Raw genomic sequence first — 16180 nt, 5'->3', positions numbered from 1 at the left:
TTCTCTTTTTTTATTAATTATAATTAAATCTTATACAATTATGTTGCTTCAAATTTTGCTTCAGGCTACCGAACAAGGTGGTGCAGGTCTTGCGGTATTCGGTGCTGCTATCGGTGCTGGTCTTGCTGCTATCGGTGCTGGTCTTGGTATTGGTAAGATTGGTGGAAGTGCAATGGAAGGTATCGCTCGTCAGCCAGAAGCTGCAGGTGCTATCCAGACTGCCATGCTTATCATTGCTGCTCTTATCGAAGCGGTAGCGTTATTCGCGGCGGTTATCTGTCTGCTTATTTCGTTCAAGCTTTAATGGTATCACGGGTTTAATCCCCGTAGAAGCTATATTCCGCTGACATTAGGTCAGGGGTTTGGCAAAAAAACTCCCGTGAAAGCATTAGGCTTTCACGGATTTTAATAAAAAAAGAGCATCGCGGAAGTAAATCTTATCTTCGCTATAAAAAATTTAAAACCTTAAAACTCATCTAACTATATGTCATTGCTTACTCCGAACCCAGGTCTTATTTTCTGGATGCTGGTAGTATTTTTACTCGTCGTTTTCATCCTTGCCAAGTTTGCCTGGAAACCAATTATCAGTGGTTTGAAAGCGCGGGAAAATGAAATACAGGGTGCGTTAGATCTTGCCGAAAGAACAAGGGCAGAAATGGCTCAGCTTAAATCAGACAACGAGAAACTTATTGCTGAAGCAAATGCAGTTCGTGACAGTATCCTGAGAGATGCTAAAGATGCCGCTGATCGTACCATTGCCGAGTCGAAAAACAAAGCAGCCGCTGAGGCTCAGAAAATAATCGACAGCGCTCGTGAAACAATCCGTAACGAACAGCAGGTTGCCGTTGCCAAAATACGTAACGAAGTAGCTGTTTTGTCTATTGAAATTGCTGAAAAGGTGCTGAAAAGGGAATTGAAAGACAAAGAAGCTCAGGAAAAACTGGTTGCAGATTTAGCTTCCGCAGCCCGTTTGAATTAATTCTTTCCTTACAGTTACTAAAATTGATTTAAGATGTCAGTAAGTATTGTTGCTTCCAGATATGCCAAGTCGCTCATAGAGCTTGCCAGGGAACAGAATGTTCTTGAGGCGGTGTATGAAGATATGAAATTATTTAAAGATACGGTCGATAACAATCGTGGTTTGATGCTGGCCCTGAAAAGCCCGGTGGTTCGTCACGAAAAAAAATTGGGTATCCTTAAATCTATTTTCGAAGCCAGAGTGAACCCGGTGACCTATGCAATTTTTACCATTATCACCAAAAAGAACAGAGAGGCGATACTGGATTCAATAGCAGACGAGTTTCTGATTGCTTATAATAATCTTCAGGGTATTCAGAAAGCGACTGTGACTACAACCACTCCGCTTAATGAAGAACTCAGAAAACAGTTCACGGATATCGTTGCGTCTGCAACAGGCAAAACCGTGGAACTGGAAGAAAAACTGGATGAAAGCCTGATCGGCGGGTATTTGCTCCGTGTGAATGATCGCCAGGTGGATGCATCCCTCAGAAGCCGCCTCAATGAGCTAAAGCTTCAGTTAGTGAAATAATTTTTTTATCTGCATAATGTAGAAGACCCGGCAGCTATGCGACCGGGTCTTTTCGTTTTAGCAGTCAATAATATTTTCATACGGGTTACACCTTCATCTTTATCAGGTTGTCGTAACTGATCTGAATTGCCTGTAGAGCAGGTATTTTTGCAACATCCTGCTCTACAAAAAAATGTGTCATACCTGATAGCTTACGTTCCGCGAATATCTTACCAAAATCGATACTTCCTGTTCCAACTTCTGCATAGGATTTTTCAGGGCCTTTTTCCATATCTTTCACATGCCACAGCGGGAAACGCCCCGGATACTTCCTAAACAAGTCCACAGGATTAATCCCCGCCTTCACCACCCAGTAAAGATCGAGTTCCAGTTTCACCAGGCTCGGGTCCGTTTGCCCGGCTATAATATCGTAAGGCACGATTCCTTCCAAATTCATGAATTCAAAATCGTGATTATGATACCCGAACTGAAGTCCCGCTTTTTTAGCTACCTCACCTGCCCTATTGAATAGCTCTACATAACTTTTATATCCATCCAATGTTCTTTCTTTGGGTGTAAGATATGCGCAGTTCACATATTTCTGTCCAAGTTCTGCGGCATCATCCACGGCCTGCTGCCAGCTATTACTTAAAGTTCCTATAGCCTTCCTATTTTCAACACCTGCGCCATAATGCCCGCTAATAGGGTTGAGACCAATACTTTTAAGAAAACTTCTTAGTTCCTTGGCCCTTTTACCAAAAAACTTACCGTCGGAGTAACCATAAAGTTCTATCTCTTTATAACCTATGGCTGCTACTTTTCTAAGTGTGCCTTCCATATCTTTCGCAATGTCGTCACGCAGCGTATACAACTGCAAGCCTATCTTCGAGGCCGCTTTTGTCTCCATATTAAGCTTTGAAACGAAAGGCATGGCCAGTGCCGCAACACTCGCTTTAATAAACGATTTGCGGGATATTTGATCGATGTTTTTCATTCATTGGTTCGGTTTAAATGAGTTGATTACTTCGCCACGGTTATGATACCGGACTGCTGCATAGCCTCCCTTGAGTGATCAGGCAATTTCCAGTTTGAGTTAAAATATCCATCACTTACAATCTGTTCAGGAGATTCTTTGAATAGAATAAAATCTTTCAATTCCGCTAGTTTTCGATGATTAACCGGCACAAAAGGATGGCCCAAATCCTTTGCGCCCATCCACCAGGGCAAGCCCGAACTAATGACCAGATAACGGCCATTCGACGGGAAAATAAAAAAAAGCCCGTAGTCCTTGGCTGAACTATTCAAATGTATGGGTAAAACAGCAGCATGCCTGGCAATGACACTATTGGTTTCTTTTGTTCCAAAAAGAATCAGATTGGATTCCTCCAGATCACTTGGCCTTAAATCTTTGTCAGCCAGAACCCGTGGAAAAAACATCACACGCCCCAGAAAGTCCCCACGGTAATACGACCAGTTGGCCGCTTGGTTGGCAATGGCTATCCGGGCTTTGCGTTCGGTTTCGTCAGGATTATCCGCCGTACCGTAGACATAGATATGGCGGGAAGAGAAGGCGTCAAATATGGGTCCCTCGGCACCCTTTTCTTTCTGCAATCCCGTATTTCTGACATCTCTACTTTTTAGTGACCAGCCTTTTGCCGTTCTTGAAAACGAGATAAGACTGTCGCCTGCGGAAATCAGCGCGGTACCATCCAGTTTAAGCTCCACAGACTTCCCGTCAATAAATTTTGGATGCCCCTTTAACCTGAGTGTAAAACCGTCCAGGTCCTTTGTCGAGATCGTGAGCCGATTGGGTCCCTCAAACTTCGCTTCTATTTCAGCATACTTATCCTGGCTTAAACGGTCAAAGGTCACCCAATAGGCTTTGTTATACTTGTATCTGTTACTTACAAAATTAACCTTGTCGGGAAAAGGATTCCTCACAACCGGCTTAAACCATTCGAATATAAAGCCAGCGTCATACGCACTAACCCAGCTATCATGCTTTACATCTACAAACTCTTTGTAACTCACCTCTACGCCGATATCCTGCAAATGAGACACCCATTTTCTTGTTCCTTCCACCGGAACCGTTGGATCCGCATCGCCATGAAAAAAATGAACCGGAAAATTTAAGGAGTTGGCGGCAAGTCCAAAGGTTCCGGGAGGGGGTGCCGGGCAAACAGGAGCAATCGCCGCCCAAATGTCTGGCCGGGTGAGGCCTATCCAAAGTGTCCCTCCGCCTCCCATGGATAACCCGGTGAGGTAAATCCTGTTTTCGTCAATATTAAACCGCCTGCGGGCATCGGCCAGGACGTCATATACATCTTGTTCAGGAATACCCTGGTATCCGGCTGTACCGCGGGCATAGGGTGTCACAACCACGTAATCGACATCATCCCACTTAGGGAAATAACGCGAAGCTTCCACATCCGTTTCATCTCCTACATTACTTTTGCCAAAAATCCTTCTTAATGCCAGCCTGTGATTGGACCCGGCCCCGTGCAACATTACTACCAGCGGGTATTTTTTAGAAGCATCATAATTTTGCGGAATATATAGGCCATAGGGCTGTTCGGTATCGTCGGAATCTGAATGGAACGTCAGTACCTGCGGACCTGCTGAGAGTTTCTGAGCCACGGAAACAAAAGAATTGTGAGATATCATCAGGAAAATAACAAATAAACGAAATCTCATAGGACCGGTTTTGGTTGAATAGTTGAACAGATTTTGCAAGTATAAACTCTTAAAATTGTTAAATCTTTCCTAAATATAGCGCAAATCATTATATTAATTTATCAGGATCCAGCCAAAACCGTATAGTTCGGGGTTAGAAGCGATTTCCACAGGTTTGCAAAAATAAGATCATACTTACCACTAGAAAGGCACCCAGTACCCAGACTAACATTTTGGAAGAACTATGGCTGGGATAATACGCCACACCACTCCGGTATGTTTCCCGCTGCGACCCCTTAAAATCTCCCAGGCTGGTAAATTTCATAACATGGCCCAACCCCTCAGATAACCCCGCCAGTACAAAATTCCTCTGGCTCATTACTAACCCTATAAGCCCTGCAAGTTCCATCCCTCTTGTCTTGTAATTCTTGCCTAAAACGCCCAGAAGTACGGAGGCTCCCAGACTTAGCAATGATACCGCTGATGATTTTCTGATACCGCACATGGCAGCAACGGTACGGATAACACCATTGCTTTTCCGACCAATGAGCATAGGTACAAACTGAGAACCCAATGACATAAAGCGTTTGAATTCCACCGAGTCTTTCAAAACGGCAGCAAGGTTATTAAGCCAGACCGACTCGTCCTGATTGTGAAGTACTTTCTGTATTTGTTCCGCGCCAGAGGTATCCGATGATTTTTTCAAGACTCCGCCCAACAGGGCCGGGAATATCTTATCAAAGGCCAGTTGAACATTAGCCGGTTTTTCATTTAGAAATAATGAAATTTCATCAATAACCGAAGAGCTGAGATAGTTTTTTACCTGATTGAGAATATTGACCGGCATGATCCAGAGATTATAAGTGAGTGTAAAATATAATACCCCCCTTAGACGAACAATGGATTTCAGAGTAACAGACTGCCGTAGAATCCCACCGATAAATACTACAACAAAAAAAGACAAACCTCTTACGAAGTTTGCCCTTTAATGCTTATTTATTTATAGTCTGACTAATTCGCCAGCTCTTCCTCCTTTTTACGCACTGAGATGACAAGTTCCTCTCCCTTTTCCTGATGATCAGCCACCAGCACATCTCCTTCTCTCAGATCACCCTTCAGAATTTCTTCTGCTACGGGATCTTCAAGATATTTCTGGATGGCTCTGTTCAGAGGACGGGCGCCGTATTGGGGATCATATCCTTTCTCTGACAGAAAGTCCTTCGCCGCAATCGTCAGTTCGATATCGTAACCCAAGCCTTTCACTCTGCTGAACAACTTGCCCAATGAGATATCAATGATTTGGTGAAGATCTTCTCTCTGCAGAGAATTGAACACGATCACATCATCCAGGCGGTTCAAAAATTCAGGTGAGAATGCTTTCCGAAGGGCACTTTGGATGGTACCTTTCATGATTTCATCCTGATTGTCGGCTTTGGCTCTTGTTGAGAAACCTATGCCGGTTCCAAAATCTTTCAAATCACGCGCTCCAATATTGGAAGTCATGATGATGATGGTATTCCGAAAATCCACTCGACGGCCTAAACCATCTGTCAATATACCGTCGTCAAGGACTTGTAACAGGATATTGAATACATCCGGGTGCGCTTTTTCGATCTCATCCAGTAGAACGACACTGTAAGGCTTTCTGCGGATCTTTTCGGTCAGCTGACCTCCTTCTTCGTATCCTACATATCCCGGAGGAGCCCCCACCAGCCTTGACACACTGAATTTCTCCATGTATTCACTCATATCAATTCTGACAAGGGCATCGTCCTTATCAAAAAGATAGGTAGCAAGTACTTTTGCCAGTTCGGTTTTACCCACACCAGTAGGTCCCAGGAATATGAATGAACCTATCGGCTTTTTAGGATCCTTTAACCCAACCCTTGTTCTTTGAATCGCCTTCACCAGTTTCTCAATCGGCGGATTCTGGCCTATCACCCTGCTTTTGAGCTCATCGGCCATATTCAGTAGCTTCTTGCCCTCGTCAAGAGAAACATTGGTAACGGGAATGCCCGTCATCATCGCTACGACCTCGGCAACATTCTGTTCTGTAACCGTATATCGTTTTTGCTTGGTTTCTTCCTCCCATGCAATTTTAGCGCGTTCCAACTGATCGATCAATTTCTTTTCACGATCCCGGAGTTGCGCTGCCTCTTCATATTTCTGGCTTTTAACAACGCGGTTTTTCTCCTGTTTGATATTCTCAATCTGCTCCTCCAGCATGAGAATATCCTCTGGCACCGTGATGTTGCTGATGTGCACGCGGGCACCTACTTCATCCATCACATCAATAGCCTTGTCGGGAAGGAAGCGATCCGTAATGTAACGTTCCGACAGTTTTACCGCCGAACTCAATGCCTCCGGTGTATAGTTAACGTGGTGATGATCTTCGTACTTATCCTTGATATTGTTAAGGATCTGAACGGTTTCTTCAATAGAAGTAGCATCTACCATAACCATCTGGAAACGACGTGCCAATGCACCGTCTTTTTCGATATACTGGCGATACTCATCCAACGTGGTGGCACCTATACACTGGATTTCTCCGCGTGACAAAGCCGGCTTGAACATATTGGAAGCGTCAAGGGAACCCGAAGCACCACCTGCACCTACAATCGTATGCAGCTCGTCAATGAAAAGGATAACATCCGGAGATTTTTCCAGCTCGTTCATGACTGCTTTCATACGTTCTTCAAACTGACCTCGGTATTTGGTACCGGCTACCAGTGAAGCAAGGTCAAGTGTAACAACCCGTTTTCCAAAAAGGACACGGGATACCTTTTTCTGAACAATTCGCAAGGCAAGACCTTCAGCAATTGCCGTCTTACCTACCCCTGGCTCACCGATCAAAATCGGGTTATTTTTCTTCCTGCGGCTTAATATCTGCGCAACACGTTCGATTTCCTTTTCGCGGCCAACAATCGGATCAAGTTTACCGACTTCCGCCATCTTGGTCAAATCACGTCCAAAATTATCTAAAACCGGGGTACGAGATTTTTCCGCACCTTTAGATTCTTTTCCTGATGAAGAACCACTTCCTCCTCCAAACATTCCGCCTCTGGCTTCATCATCTCCGTCTTCCGTTTCCGGGCCCATATTAGGCCGGGTTCCTGATGATTGATATTCTAACATCTCTTTAATGACTTCGTAGTTAACATTAAACTTATGTAAGATTTGGGTACCTACGTTATCTTCATCACGAAGAATGGACAGCAGCAAATGCTCCGTTCCTATCAGAGGGCTTTTGAATATTTTTGCTTCCAGGTATGTAATTTTCAAAACTTTCTCCGACTGGCGTGTGAGAGGAATATTCTGAAGATTTTTAACATTATTGGTAGCAGCTCCTTTGGTAGCCTGCTCTATGGTCTGCCGTACGTCGTCCAATGAAACACCCAGTTTCTTCAACAAACCTATTGCAATTCCATCGCCCTCACGTATCATTCCTAATAACAAGTGTTCGGCACCTATGTAATCATGCCCAAGCCGTAAAGCTTCTTCCCGGCTAAGGGAAATTACTTCTTTCACTCTATTCGAAAATTTTGCTTCCATGTGCAGCAATAAAAAATGTGTCTTAATATGCTTAACGCTAGTTTGGCTCTGTTTGTTCAAAATAGCATGATTGTCATTTCAGAGATTCTAATAATATAAGCCGCGATTCAGGCCCGGTATTAAATATCAAATCAACGATGCTGAGATTCTCCACAAAATCGTTCCCGAAGGTCTGATAATAAGGTTTTGGCACATAGTATTTGTATCCAGCACCTGTTTTTTTATTGTTTATGGCCGAAATTTCGTTTTTAATAGCGATTGGACTGATTTCCGCACCTGACATTTTGTACCTTATCTCTTTCTTTACCCCTACCAATCTAAGACAAATTGTCAATAAATCATAATTAAGGTCCACGAGATATGCCGGTTTTCTGGCATATACAGCTTCAAATTCCGTTGAGTAGTATTCAAAAAAAGGAGATCGCCCGTATGCCGACTGTAAACATCCCCAGTGCCTTCTCACCCAATCCTGCCCGTAGTCAATTTTAATATCTTTGGTCAGTGCCCCCTGCTGATACTTGATCACAGGCACAGTTAGGGTATCAATTTTATTCGTAGTCAGTACATTACACCGGTTGCGGTATGTCTGCTTTATATACCTCTCCTCCGTATCTATCCAGATCCTGTCAAAATTTAAGAGGCAGGCAAAGTATTCCAGGCAGGGAAGATACTGCAGCTCAATCTGCACTTCTTTCAGCCTGTCGGTATCATTGATTGTATCCGTCACTATCAAATATGGCGAAGGGTTATGATATTATCAAAAAATTAATAACAATTATTTAGCCTCAATAGTTAAATGCAATCGCAACTCCGATCATTACAATTTAAGTATCAGAGAAAAACACTTGTATCACCCAGTCCCTCCCGGATGATCTCAAATTCGTCCGAATTGGCAAGCACAATTGTTGAGCCGATATTCCCTCCGTACCCTCCGTCAATGACAATATCTACCTGGTGTTGAAATTTTTCGTAGATCAGTTCCGGATCCGTAGAATATTCGATAACCTCATCATCGTCTTTAATGGAAGTTGTTACGATCGGGTTGCCTAACTGCTTGACTATAAGCCTGGGAATATTATTATCCGGGACCCGGATACCGACTGTTTTTTTATTGGTATTTAACAGTTTCGGAACATTGTTGGTTGCGTCCAGAATGAAGGTATAGGGTCCTGGAAGCACCTTTTTCATCACCTTAAAAGCACTGTTGCTCACACGTGCGTAATCGGCAATGTGGCTGAGATCGTAGCAAATGAAAGAGAAGTCGTTTTTCTGAGGTTTTATTCCTTTGATCCTGGCAATTTTTTCAACGGCCCGGGTATTGTAAATATCGCAGCCAAGGCCATAAACCGTATCGGTGGGATAAATGACCAGGCCTCCGTCTTTCAGGCATTCTACAACCTGCCTAAGCCTTCTTTCGTCCGGATTTTCCGGGTAAATTCTGATAAATTCAGCTGACATTAGAAATTTAACTTTCTGTACTAACAAACCTAAACGCCAAATCCTTTCGGGAATGTCCTGTTTTTTGAATGTTTCTCAGATAAAAACGATACAGGCCATTGATCGGTATATGCAGCCTGCACAAAAAAACGATCAGTTCGGTTTGTAAACCAGGATTTTCAATGTAGTTGAGCAGTCTCCTGAATTTTATTGCGAGTTCAAATTCCTGAGCGTACCAGCACTTTCGGATGAACGACCGGATCCGGTGCGCCAAAAGGTCAAATTCCTCCTGGTCACGGTTGAGATCGTAGGCTTTATTACAAACGGTATAACAGGAATCAAGTATTCCGCTGCCCTTGCAGATCACCTGCGTTCCCAGTGAATTTGGCGTGATCCGCTTGTAGGTCAGTACCTCATCAACATAGTGATAATAATATTTAACCGAGGTACGCACCCAGAAATCAAAATCCTCAAAACTGAGTGTCTCGTCATATCCGCCAATCTGTCTGAGAATGTGCGTGCGCATCATCATGGTGGGGGTGCAGATGAAATATTTCTCAAGTACCTGTTTATAAACATCCCCTTGAGGCACAAAACCGACGGCTTTCCCGTCCTTTCCTGTCTGATAATGATGATGGAGTACCTCCCCGGCAGCACTTAGATAGCGCGCGTTGGAAAAAACAACCACGAAGTGATCAGGCAGTTTCTCAAAGGCCGCAACCTGTTTTTCAATACGGTCCGGAAGCATGATATCGTCCCCTGACAAATCTATGACATATTTGCCCTCTGCGGATGCGAGGCCCGTGTTAAACGCCTTGCACAAACCCGCGTTGGACGAATTCCGGGTAAAACCTGCTACCGGATGCTCTTCCAAAAAGGCTTCTATTTTAGCCACTGTACCATCCTGGCTTGCATTGTCGATAATGATCAGCTGTATATGGGGATATGACTGACCTATAACGGACAGCAGTGTTTCTCCTACAAATTCAGCCTGATTATAGGTTGTCAGAATCACGGTGACCAGGGGCCTTCCTTCACTCATTTTTCGTTCTCTGTTAACACAGTTGCGCCAATTTGACGACGTATCTTTTATACGAAGTTCTACACCTGTAGTCACAAATTTAGAGAACACCTATCCAGTTGTATCATCCAATTTATTATACGGTACTTTAATGAGCCGCCTTTCTGACCTTATTTTTCTCCGTGGAGATGCTGGCATTGATCTCAAAGCCCAATATGAGCAGAAAGGCCAACAAATAAAGCCAGATCATCAGCGCTATCAGCGTGCCTATGGAACCGTACAATTTATTATAGGAACTGAAATTGGACAGGTAAAAAGAAAAACCAAAAGTTGAAACAAGTATGAGAATGGTAGCAACCATGGCCCCTGCGTTCACAAAGGAAAAATCCCGTCCATTGGTAGGAGCGAAACGATAAATGAGTGAAATTGCCAGCATCATCGCTCCAAAACTGACCGCATATCTCGAAACATTCAGGATGACGATCAGTGTGCTGTCTTTAATGATGCTCCAGTTACTGACGAAGCTCATGACAGCATCGCCGACCACCAGCAAAATTACGGAAACAAAAATTACTGCGACCAGAAGTAACGTCAGCATGGTGGCTACCGCCCTGGTTTTCAAAAATCCGCGTCCCGTCCTTTCTCCGAATATCATATCAAATGATTTCATTAGGGACATCATCCCATTGGTGGAAGCAATCATCGCAAAAATAAAACCCAGCGAAAGAATACCCTTGCGGGGCCTGCTGACAATATCCAGTATGGTATGATTCACCTCTTTGTAAATACCCTGAGGAATGATATCCCGCAACAATTCCATAATCTGCTTATCCAGATCGGCAACCGGTATGTACGGGATAAGGGTAAACAAGAAAATGACGGCAGGAAAAGACGCCAGCGTGAAATTGTAAGCCACGGCCGATGCCCGCTGGTCAATATCAAATTTTCTGTTGCTCCTTACAATGTTGATCAGAATGTCATAAAGGGATACGGTTCCTCTTAAAAAACTGGTTTGTTTCAGCCATTGGATAAATTGCCTGACCTGGCGGCTTTTCAAAAGGTTTTCAACCATAACGGGAATTATTGGTGATAGTAGGACCTTAGTTTTTCCAGTAATGGCTCCGGAGCAAAACAAAGTTTCCCGTTGTCGCGGCGCTGAAACACCAGTGTGGTTTCCCCTGAATTCAGTAGAACGCCTTCCTGATTACTGATCTCATACTGAAAAACAACTCGGGCCGAGGGAAGCTTCGGAATAGTGACCTTAATCGTCAGTTCGTCATCATAACGAGCCGGTTTGAGATATTTGGATCGGTTTTCATAAACCGGCATCATGACACCTTCGTCCTCCATAGCTTTGTAATGATAACCCAGGCTTCGGAGTGCCTCTACCCTTCCAATTTCATAATAACGGGCATAGTTCCCGTAATACACATAACCCATCTGATCGGTATCTGCATAACGAACCCTGATCCCCTTTACTTCATATGTAAACATGTTCATTCAGATTTTTAACTGCCTTCTGGAACCCTAAGGCGCAGGCTATTTCATGATTTTCAGACGGTTCAGCTCAGCCTGGTACATTCTGGCATTATTCAGATGATCCGCATAATTGGTAGCAAATGCATGATATCCAGACAGATCTGCCTTGGCACACATATAGATGTAATCATGCTTTTCGTAATCTAAAACTGCATCCAGCGATTTGAAGTCGGCCACCCGAATAGGGCCAGGAGGCAAACCCGTGTTCACATAAGTATTATAAGGTGAGCTGATCCTGAGCTGATCGTTCAGTATCCTTTTTATGGCAAAATCCTGTAATGCAAATTTTATGGTCGGATCAGCCTGTAATGGCATGCCGGCATGCAGGCGATTGATATACAGGCCGGCTACTTTTGGCCTTTCATCCACCTTTCTGGCCTGTTCTTCTTCCACAATACTCGCCAGAACGGAGACTTGCACGGGCGTCAGCCCAATGGCCGCAGCTTTGGCCAGACGTTGTTCATTCCAGTACTTTTTGTATTCGCTGTGCATGCGGTCCAGGAATTTTTCTGTTCCGGTGGTCCAGAAAACCTCATAGGTATTTGGCAAAAACATGGATACGATGGTTAAAGTATCGAGGCCATATTTTCTGCAAACCTCCGGATCGTTTAGTGCTTTACGGAATGCATCTTCTCCAAACTCAAATTTATTTCCGATTCTCCTGATCAGGTCATCCTTCAGCCTGATGTTATTAAAGGTAAGTTTTACCGCATCCTGACTTCCAGATACCAGCTTTTTGATCGCATTGTAGTTGCTCGTATTTGGCTTCAATACGTAACGCCCGGCCTTCACTTTCTCGGGATATTTGAGAAACTTGGCCAGAAACCGGAAAGATATCTGATCCGTAATGACATCATGTTTATTGAGAGAATCCAAAACTTGTTCGTAGGTACCTCCCTCGGGAATCAGCAAGGCAAAGCTTGTTTGCTTGTCCACCTGGATATTAGGCGTTTTGAAAATTTGCCAGAAATAAAAGGTAAATGTTGTTGTGAGGATCGCCAGGGTGATAAACACTCCTATTTTGAAATTTCGAGACATGAAAATCTGTTTTTTGTTTCCCAGCCAGTTGCTGTATATTACTATCTATCTTAATTTTATATACCGGATCTATCCGTTTTCCTACTTTAAAGTTCTGGTTTAAAGGCAATACCGAAACGTTTCGCAAGCTCATTGAGCGACAAAACAACGGGCTGAAGTAAGTCAATTCCCTCTTTTGATCTTATCTCTTCCATTTCCCGTTCAGGATCACCCGGAATAAGTACTTGCTGTCCTTCCACCGCACGTGCCCCTCGGAAAGCCCTGATCCATTTATCCATATCACTTTTAAAATCTGCCGCGGGCCTGAAGCCATCCACCCGCATAGCTCCAAGAAAATGCCCGGTACCCAGCCCCACACCTTCCTGTGCCGACATAAAGCCCGCAGTTGCAAACGGAGGTACCCAGGGCCCGAAATTAGCACCGGATAAAACCCCGGAAAAGATATCTACAATTGCCCCGAGCCCGTATCCTTTATGACTGCCATGCTCCCGGTCTGAGCCCAGCGGCAGCAAACCACCGCCGCTTTTAACCGTATTAGAATCCGTTGTTACATTTCCATCCGCGTCCTGGGCCCACCCCAATGGCGCTGGCAATCCTTTTCGCTGAAGTATTTCAAATTTCCCGTAAGCCACTGCCGTAGAGGCAAAGTCCGCCACAAACGGAGGCTCTTCACTGGCAGGAACAGCTACGGCAATAGGATTAGTACCCAACATTTTATCAAGTGAAAAAGTGGGGGTTACCAGTGGGGCGGCGTTCGTCATCGTCCACCCGATCATATCTTTCTGCAGAGCCAGCATCGCATGATAGCCCGCAATTCCAAAATGGTTGGAGTTACGGACCGAAACCCAGCCGGAGCCCACCTTTTCGGCCTTTTCCATCGCTATTTCCATGGCCTTGGGTGCTACCACCAGGCCCAGGCCCTTATCTCCGTCCACCACGGCCGTACTTGGTGTCTCGTACACAATTTTAATATCCGGGTTCGGATTAAGCCTTCCGTTATCGTATAACCTCACATACCCGGCCAGCCTCGCTATCCCATGAGAATCCACCCCGCGCAAGTCGGCACTGATCAAAACCCTGGCGGCCAACTCGGCATCCGCCGGATTACATCCGATGGCTAAAAAAACACTTTCTGTAAATTCCTTTAAATATCCGGCCTGGTACATATATGGTCAGTAATTCCCTTTGATTGATTATCTCCGGTTACATTTTAAATTATATTCAGCACCGGAAGAAGTGCAAATATCCGTATTCAATTCTCAGCTTACAATATCTGACGGAAAGGATATGCGATTTGTTATAAAAAGACTCTTATCTATTGCACAATTTATGAACCAAATCCGTTAAAAATCCGTAGCATATACGTAAGTTTACTCAGCATTAATTTAACAATACCAGTTTCACACTATCAGTAATGGAACTCAGAAACAGATTTCTAAAAAGGCTGCTCAGTTACTTCATCAGAGGGCTTGTGCTGGTGGCACCATTGTATGTTACCCTACTGATTATCTGGAGTGCCATTGAGTTTCTGGACAATATTATTCCGATCAATATTCCCATATCAGATCAGCAGACAGTTTACCTTCCCGGCCTCGGGGTACTGATCATCCTGGGAGGGATTATTTTGCTGGGGTTTTTCTTCTCCACCATTGTTCCGCAATCTTTTTTCAGATTTACAGAAAGTATCATGCGCCGCATCCCGCTGGTCAGCCTGATCTACTATTCCATCAAAGACCTGATCCTTGCTTTTGTTGGTGACAAAAAGAAATTCAACCAGCCGGTTTTGGTGACCATGTATAAAGATACGGGAATCAAAAAGATAGGATTCATAACCCAGTCGGATCTCAGCCAGCTTCACATTGCAGATCATGTGGCGGTTTATATGCCATTCTCCTACGCGCTTTCCGGCGAATTATACATTGTTCCCAAAGACAATGTTACTCCGATAGATGCTCTTTCTACGGACATCATGAAAATGCTGGTTTCCGGCGGAGTTTCTATGAAAGTATCCAGAGAGGAAGTTCCAGAAGAAAATCAAAAGGAAGACTAAAAAAGAAGCTCACTCAATCGTCCCAAACCTGCATTTCCCCATTTCGGATTTAACCACCTTCAAATGTAATGGCTCGACGTTATTAGTCAGGGCCAGGGATTGTTATGCCCTCTGGCTTAAATAATATTCCCACCATTATTTTACGTATCCCGAATAATTACCGGCAGTAAAAAATATGTAACCAATTAACAACTATTATAAACATTCATAACTTTTCCTTTTTGCTTCCCTGCGGTTTGCTCGATTAAATTATGCTTCCAACAGAACGAGGATCATTTAACGATGTACATCTTTAATTCCCCATTAAACCCGTGAGAGATATTCTGATAATATATTATAATTAACCGTGGAGGAACATAAATAGATATTATAATTGGTAAAATAAAACAGGAAACCTCCTCTTTTGATTACTGAATCAAATGCTACTTTATGAGCAATATAGCTACGCGAAAAGTATTCCTTATTTGTTTGAACTAATTAAAATATCATTAATTTAAAATATTAAAATATAGTGATTTACAGTTTTTTAATATGCGCAGATATTAAAATCCTAATTCTATTTTATTGAATCAATAATTATTTCGTAAGTTTGTCAAAAGCAACCCAATCAAAACCCATTAATATTTTATGAAAATTAAAGCCATCAGATTTTTCTCTCCTGAAGAGAACAGTGAAAAAACAGAAAAGGTAGCAGAACAACCGAAGCCAACAGGCTATATTTCCGGCACAGGGAAATTGGTTCTTCCGTTAAAAACCCTTGAACAGCTCGGCCTGGATCCTGAAACCACCAAATTTAAAATTGGCAGCCAGGAAGGTAAAAGAAAACTAAAATCGCTATACCTGATACCCACTTCATCGGACGAAGGCGGAGTTTTTGAATTAATCCGCAGCGGAAGAGGTTACGTGATTCCATTAGCAATAATACTTAAAAAAGGAGGAATTGATTTCGCCGACAATAAATACACATTTACAATATCCACATTTGATTATGAGGATGGTGTAAACGGATACGAGCTTGATTTAAGTGATTCTATTGTAAAGCCCGCATATACCGGCAAACCACGTGGCCGTAAGCCAAAAACAGCTGTTGAAAACGCCTGAAATATTTGATCGGCAGCATAAACGATTTCATTAGAAAATTATTAAAAATAAAGATCCGCTCCGGTTTCCTTCAGAGCGGATCTTTATTTTTTTACCGGACAGCCAGTGGGCAGACAATAGTTACAAAACAAAATAAGACTCAGATTTACAGCAATTTACACCTACAATAAAGCTTAACAGAGGGCTAACCACTGCCACTATATCACCGAATCGGGACAGAAACGGTGAGCAGCGGAAAAAA

The 16180-nt window shown here is 43.4% G+C and carries 16 protein-coding genes; 5 read left to right on the top strand and 11 right to left on the bottom strand.

Going from position 1 to position 16180, the window contains the following annotated elements; genetic code table 11:
* The first annotated feature begins 40 nt into the window (after positions 1-40).
* From atpE to atpH, 3 genes are all read left to right on the top strand, one after another.
* Positions 41-304 carry an ATP synthase F0 subunit C gene (gene atpE, locus KOE27_RS04095; RefSeq protein ID WP_090335138.1) on the top strand — a complete coding sequence of 88 codons (264 nt, stop codon included), beginning with the start codon at positions 41-43 and terminating at the stop codon, positions 302-304.
* 180 nt (positions 305-484) lie between these two features.
* Entirely contained in the window at positions 485-979 is a 495-nt protein-coding gene (gene atpF, locus KOE27_RS04090; protein ID WP_229252631.1) for a F0F1 ATP synthase subunit B, read from the top strand.
* 33 nt (positions 980-1012) lie between these two features.
* Positions 1013-1549 (top strand): ATP synthase F1 subunit delta, encoded by a 537-nt coding sequence (atpH, locus tag KOE27_RS04085; RefSeq protein WP_215237565.1) that lies wholly within the window; start codon positions 1013-1015, stop codon positions 1547-1549.
* 85 nt (positions 1550-1634) lie between these two features.
* On the opposite strand, the gene KOE27_RS04080 is transcribed toward atpH, so the two are convergent.
* From KOE27_RS04080 to KOE27_RS04030, 11 genes are all read right to left on the bottom strand, one after another.
* The gene (locus tag KOE27_RS04080; RefSeq protein ID WP_215237564.1) at positions 1635-2522 is read right to left on the bottom strand and encodes a sugar phosphate isomerase/epimerase family protein; all 888 of its coding nucleotides are present in this window, start codon (positions 2520-2522) and stop codon (positions 1635-1637) included.
* A gap of 26 nt (positions 2523-2548) precedes the next feature.
* The gene (locus tag KOE27_RS04075; RefSeq protein WP_215237563.1) at positions 2549-4222 is read right to left on the bottom strand and encodes a carboxylesterase family protein; all 1674 of its coding nucleotides are present in this window, start codon (positions 4220-4222) and stop codon (positions 2549-2551) included.
* Positions 4223-4355: 133 nt separating this feature from the next.
* A complete protein-coding gene (locus KOE27_RS04070) occupies positions 4356-5048 on the bottom strand; it encodes a DUF937 domain-containing protein (protein ID WP_215237562.1) in 693 nt (230 codons plus the stop codon).
* A gap of 164 nt (positions 5049-5212) precedes the next feature.
* A complete protein-coding gene (locus KOE27_RS04065; protein ID WP_215237561.1) occupies positions 5213-7753 on the bottom strand; it encodes an ATP-dependent Clp protease ATP-binding subunit in 2541 nt (846 codons plus the stop codon).
* 73 nt (positions 7754-7826) lie between these two features.
* The gene (locus tag KOE27_RS04060) at positions 7827-8480 is read right to left on the bottom strand and encodes a WbqC family protein (RefSeq protein WP_229252630.1); all 654 of its coding nucleotides are present in this window, start codon (positions 8478-8480) and stop codon (positions 7827-7829) included.
* A gap of 104 nt (positions 8481-8584) precedes the next feature.
* Positions 8585-9211 (bottom strand): L-threonylcarbamoyladenylate synthase, encoded by a 627-nt coding sequence (locus KOE27_RS04055; protein ID WP_215237559.1) that lies wholly within the window; start codon positions 9209-9211, stop codon positions 8585-8587.
* Positions 9212-9218: 7 nt separating this feature from the next.
* Entirely contained in the window at positions 9219-10232 is a 1014-nt protein-coding gene (locus KOE27_RS04050) for a glycosyltransferase (protein WP_215237558.1), read from the bottom strand.
* Between the two features lie 127 nt (positions 10233-10359).
* On the bottom strand, positions 10360-11283 hold the full coding sequence (locus tag KOE27_RS04045; RefSeq protein ID WP_215237557.1) for a YihY/virulence factor BrkB family protein: 924 nt from the start codon (positions 11281-11283) through the stop codon (positions 10360-10362).
* An 8-nt stretch (positions 11284-11291) separates the two neighbouring features.
* A complete protein-coding gene (locus KOE27_RS04040; RefSeq protein ID WP_215237556.1) occupies positions 11292-11705 on the bottom strand; it encodes an acyl-CoA thioesterase in 414 nt (137 codons plus the stop codon).
* Between the two features lie 45 nt (positions 11706-11750).
* On the bottom strand, positions 11751-12788 hold the full coding sequence (mltG, locus tag KOE27_RS04035) for an endolytic transglycosylase MltG (RefSeq protein WP_215237555.1): 1038 nt from the start codon (positions 12786-12788) through the stop codon (positions 11751-11753).
* A gap of 86 nt (positions 12789-12874) precedes the next feature.
* The gene (locus tag KOE27_RS04030) at positions 12875-13954 is read right to left on the bottom strand and encodes an Ldh family oxidoreductase (RefSeq protein WP_215237554.1); all 1080 of its coding nucleotides are present in this window, start codon (positions 13952-13954) and stop codon (positions 12875-12877) included.
* Between the two features lie 248 nt (positions 13955-14202).
* On the opposite strand from KOE27_RS04030, the gene KOE27_RS04025 reads away from it, so the two are divergent.
* Positions 14203-14838 (top strand): DUF502 domain-containing protein, encoded by a 636-nt coding sequence (locus KOE27_RS04025; RefSeq protein ID WP_215237553.1) that lies wholly within the window; start codon positions 14203-14205, stop codon positions 14836-14838.
* 627 nt (positions 14839-15465) lie between these two features.
* Complete coding sequence (locus tag KOE27_RS04020) at positions 15466-15939, top strand: hypothetical protein (protein ID WP_215237552.1); 474 nt, start codon at positions 15466-15468, stop codon at positions 15937-15939.
* The last annotated feature ends 241 nt before the right edge of the window (positions 15940-16180 follow it).

It is taken from the genome of Dyadobacter sp. CECT 9275, assembly GCF_907164905.1.
GTDB lineage: Bacteria > Bacteroidota > Bacteroidia > Cytophagales > Spirosomataceae > Dyadobacter > Dyadobacter helix.
Note: the sequence above shows the minus strand (reverse complement) of the source record. Positions and strands in the feature narration are given on the sequence as shown.

Excerpts from the sequence above, each read along its gene's own strand:
- KOE27_RS04030 (WP_215237554.1), bottom strand. The coding sequence starts at position 13,954 with ATGTACCAGGCCGGATATTTAAAGGAATTTACAGAAAGTGTTTTTTTA.
- KOE27_RS04075 (WP_215237563.1), bottom strand. The coding sequence starts at position 4,222 with ATGAGATTTCGTTTATTTGTTATTTTCCTGATGATATCTCACAATTCT.
- mltG (WP_215237555.1), bottom strand. The coding sequence starts at position 12,788 with ATGTCTCGAAATTTCAAAATAGGAGTGTTTATCACCCTGGCGATCCTC.
- KOE27_RS04055 (WP_215237559.1), bottom strand. The coding sequence starts at position 9,211 with ATGTCAGCTGAATTTATCAGAATTTACCCGGAAAATCCGGACGAAAGA.
- KOE27_RS04025 (WP_215237553.1), top strand. The coding sequence starts at position 14,203 with ATGGAACTCAGAAACAGATTTCTAAAAAGGCTGCTCAGTTACTTCATC.
- KOE27_RS04070 (WP_215237562.1), bottom strand. The coding sequence starts at position 5,048 with ATGCCGGTCAATATTCTCAATCAGGTAAAAAACTATCTCAGCTCTTCG.
- atpE (WP_090335138.1), top strand. The coding sequence starts at position 41 with ATGTTGCTTCAAATTTTGCTTCAGGCTACCGAACAAGGTGGTGCAGGT.
- KOE27_RS04040 (WP_215237556.1), bottom strand. The coding sequence starts at position 11,705 with ATGTTTACATATGAAGTAAAGGGGATCAGGGTTCGTTATGCAGATACC.
- KOE27_RS04065 (WP_215237561.1), bottom strand. The coding sequence starts at position 7,753 with ATGGAAGCAAAATTTTCGAATAGAGTGAAAGAAGTAATTTCCCTTAGC.
- atpH (WP_215237565.1), top strand. The coding sequence starts at position 1,013 with ATGTCAGTAAGTATTGTTGCTTCCAGATATGCCAAGTCGCTCATAGAG.
- KOE27_RS04020 (WP_215237552.1), top strand. The coding sequence starts at position 15,466 with ATGAAAATTAAAGCCATCAGATTTTTCTCTCCTGAAGAGAACAGTGAA.
- atpF (WP_229252631.1), top strand. The coding sequence starts at position 485 with ATGTCATTGCTTACTCCGAACCCAGGTCTTATTTTCTGGATGCTGGTA.
- KOE27_RS04080 (WP_215237564.1), bottom strand. The coding sequence starts at position 2,522 with ATGAAAAACATCGATCAAATATCCCGCAAATCGTTTATTAAAGCGAGT.
- KOE27_RS04045 (WP_215237557.1), bottom strand. The coding sequence starts at position 11,283 with ATGGTTGAAAACCTTTTGAAAAGCCGCCAGGTCAGGCAATTTATCCAA.
- KOE27_RS04050 (WP_215237558.1), bottom strand. The coding sequence starts at position 10,232 with ATGAGTGAAGGAAGGCCCCTGGTCACCGTGATTCTGACAACCTATAAT.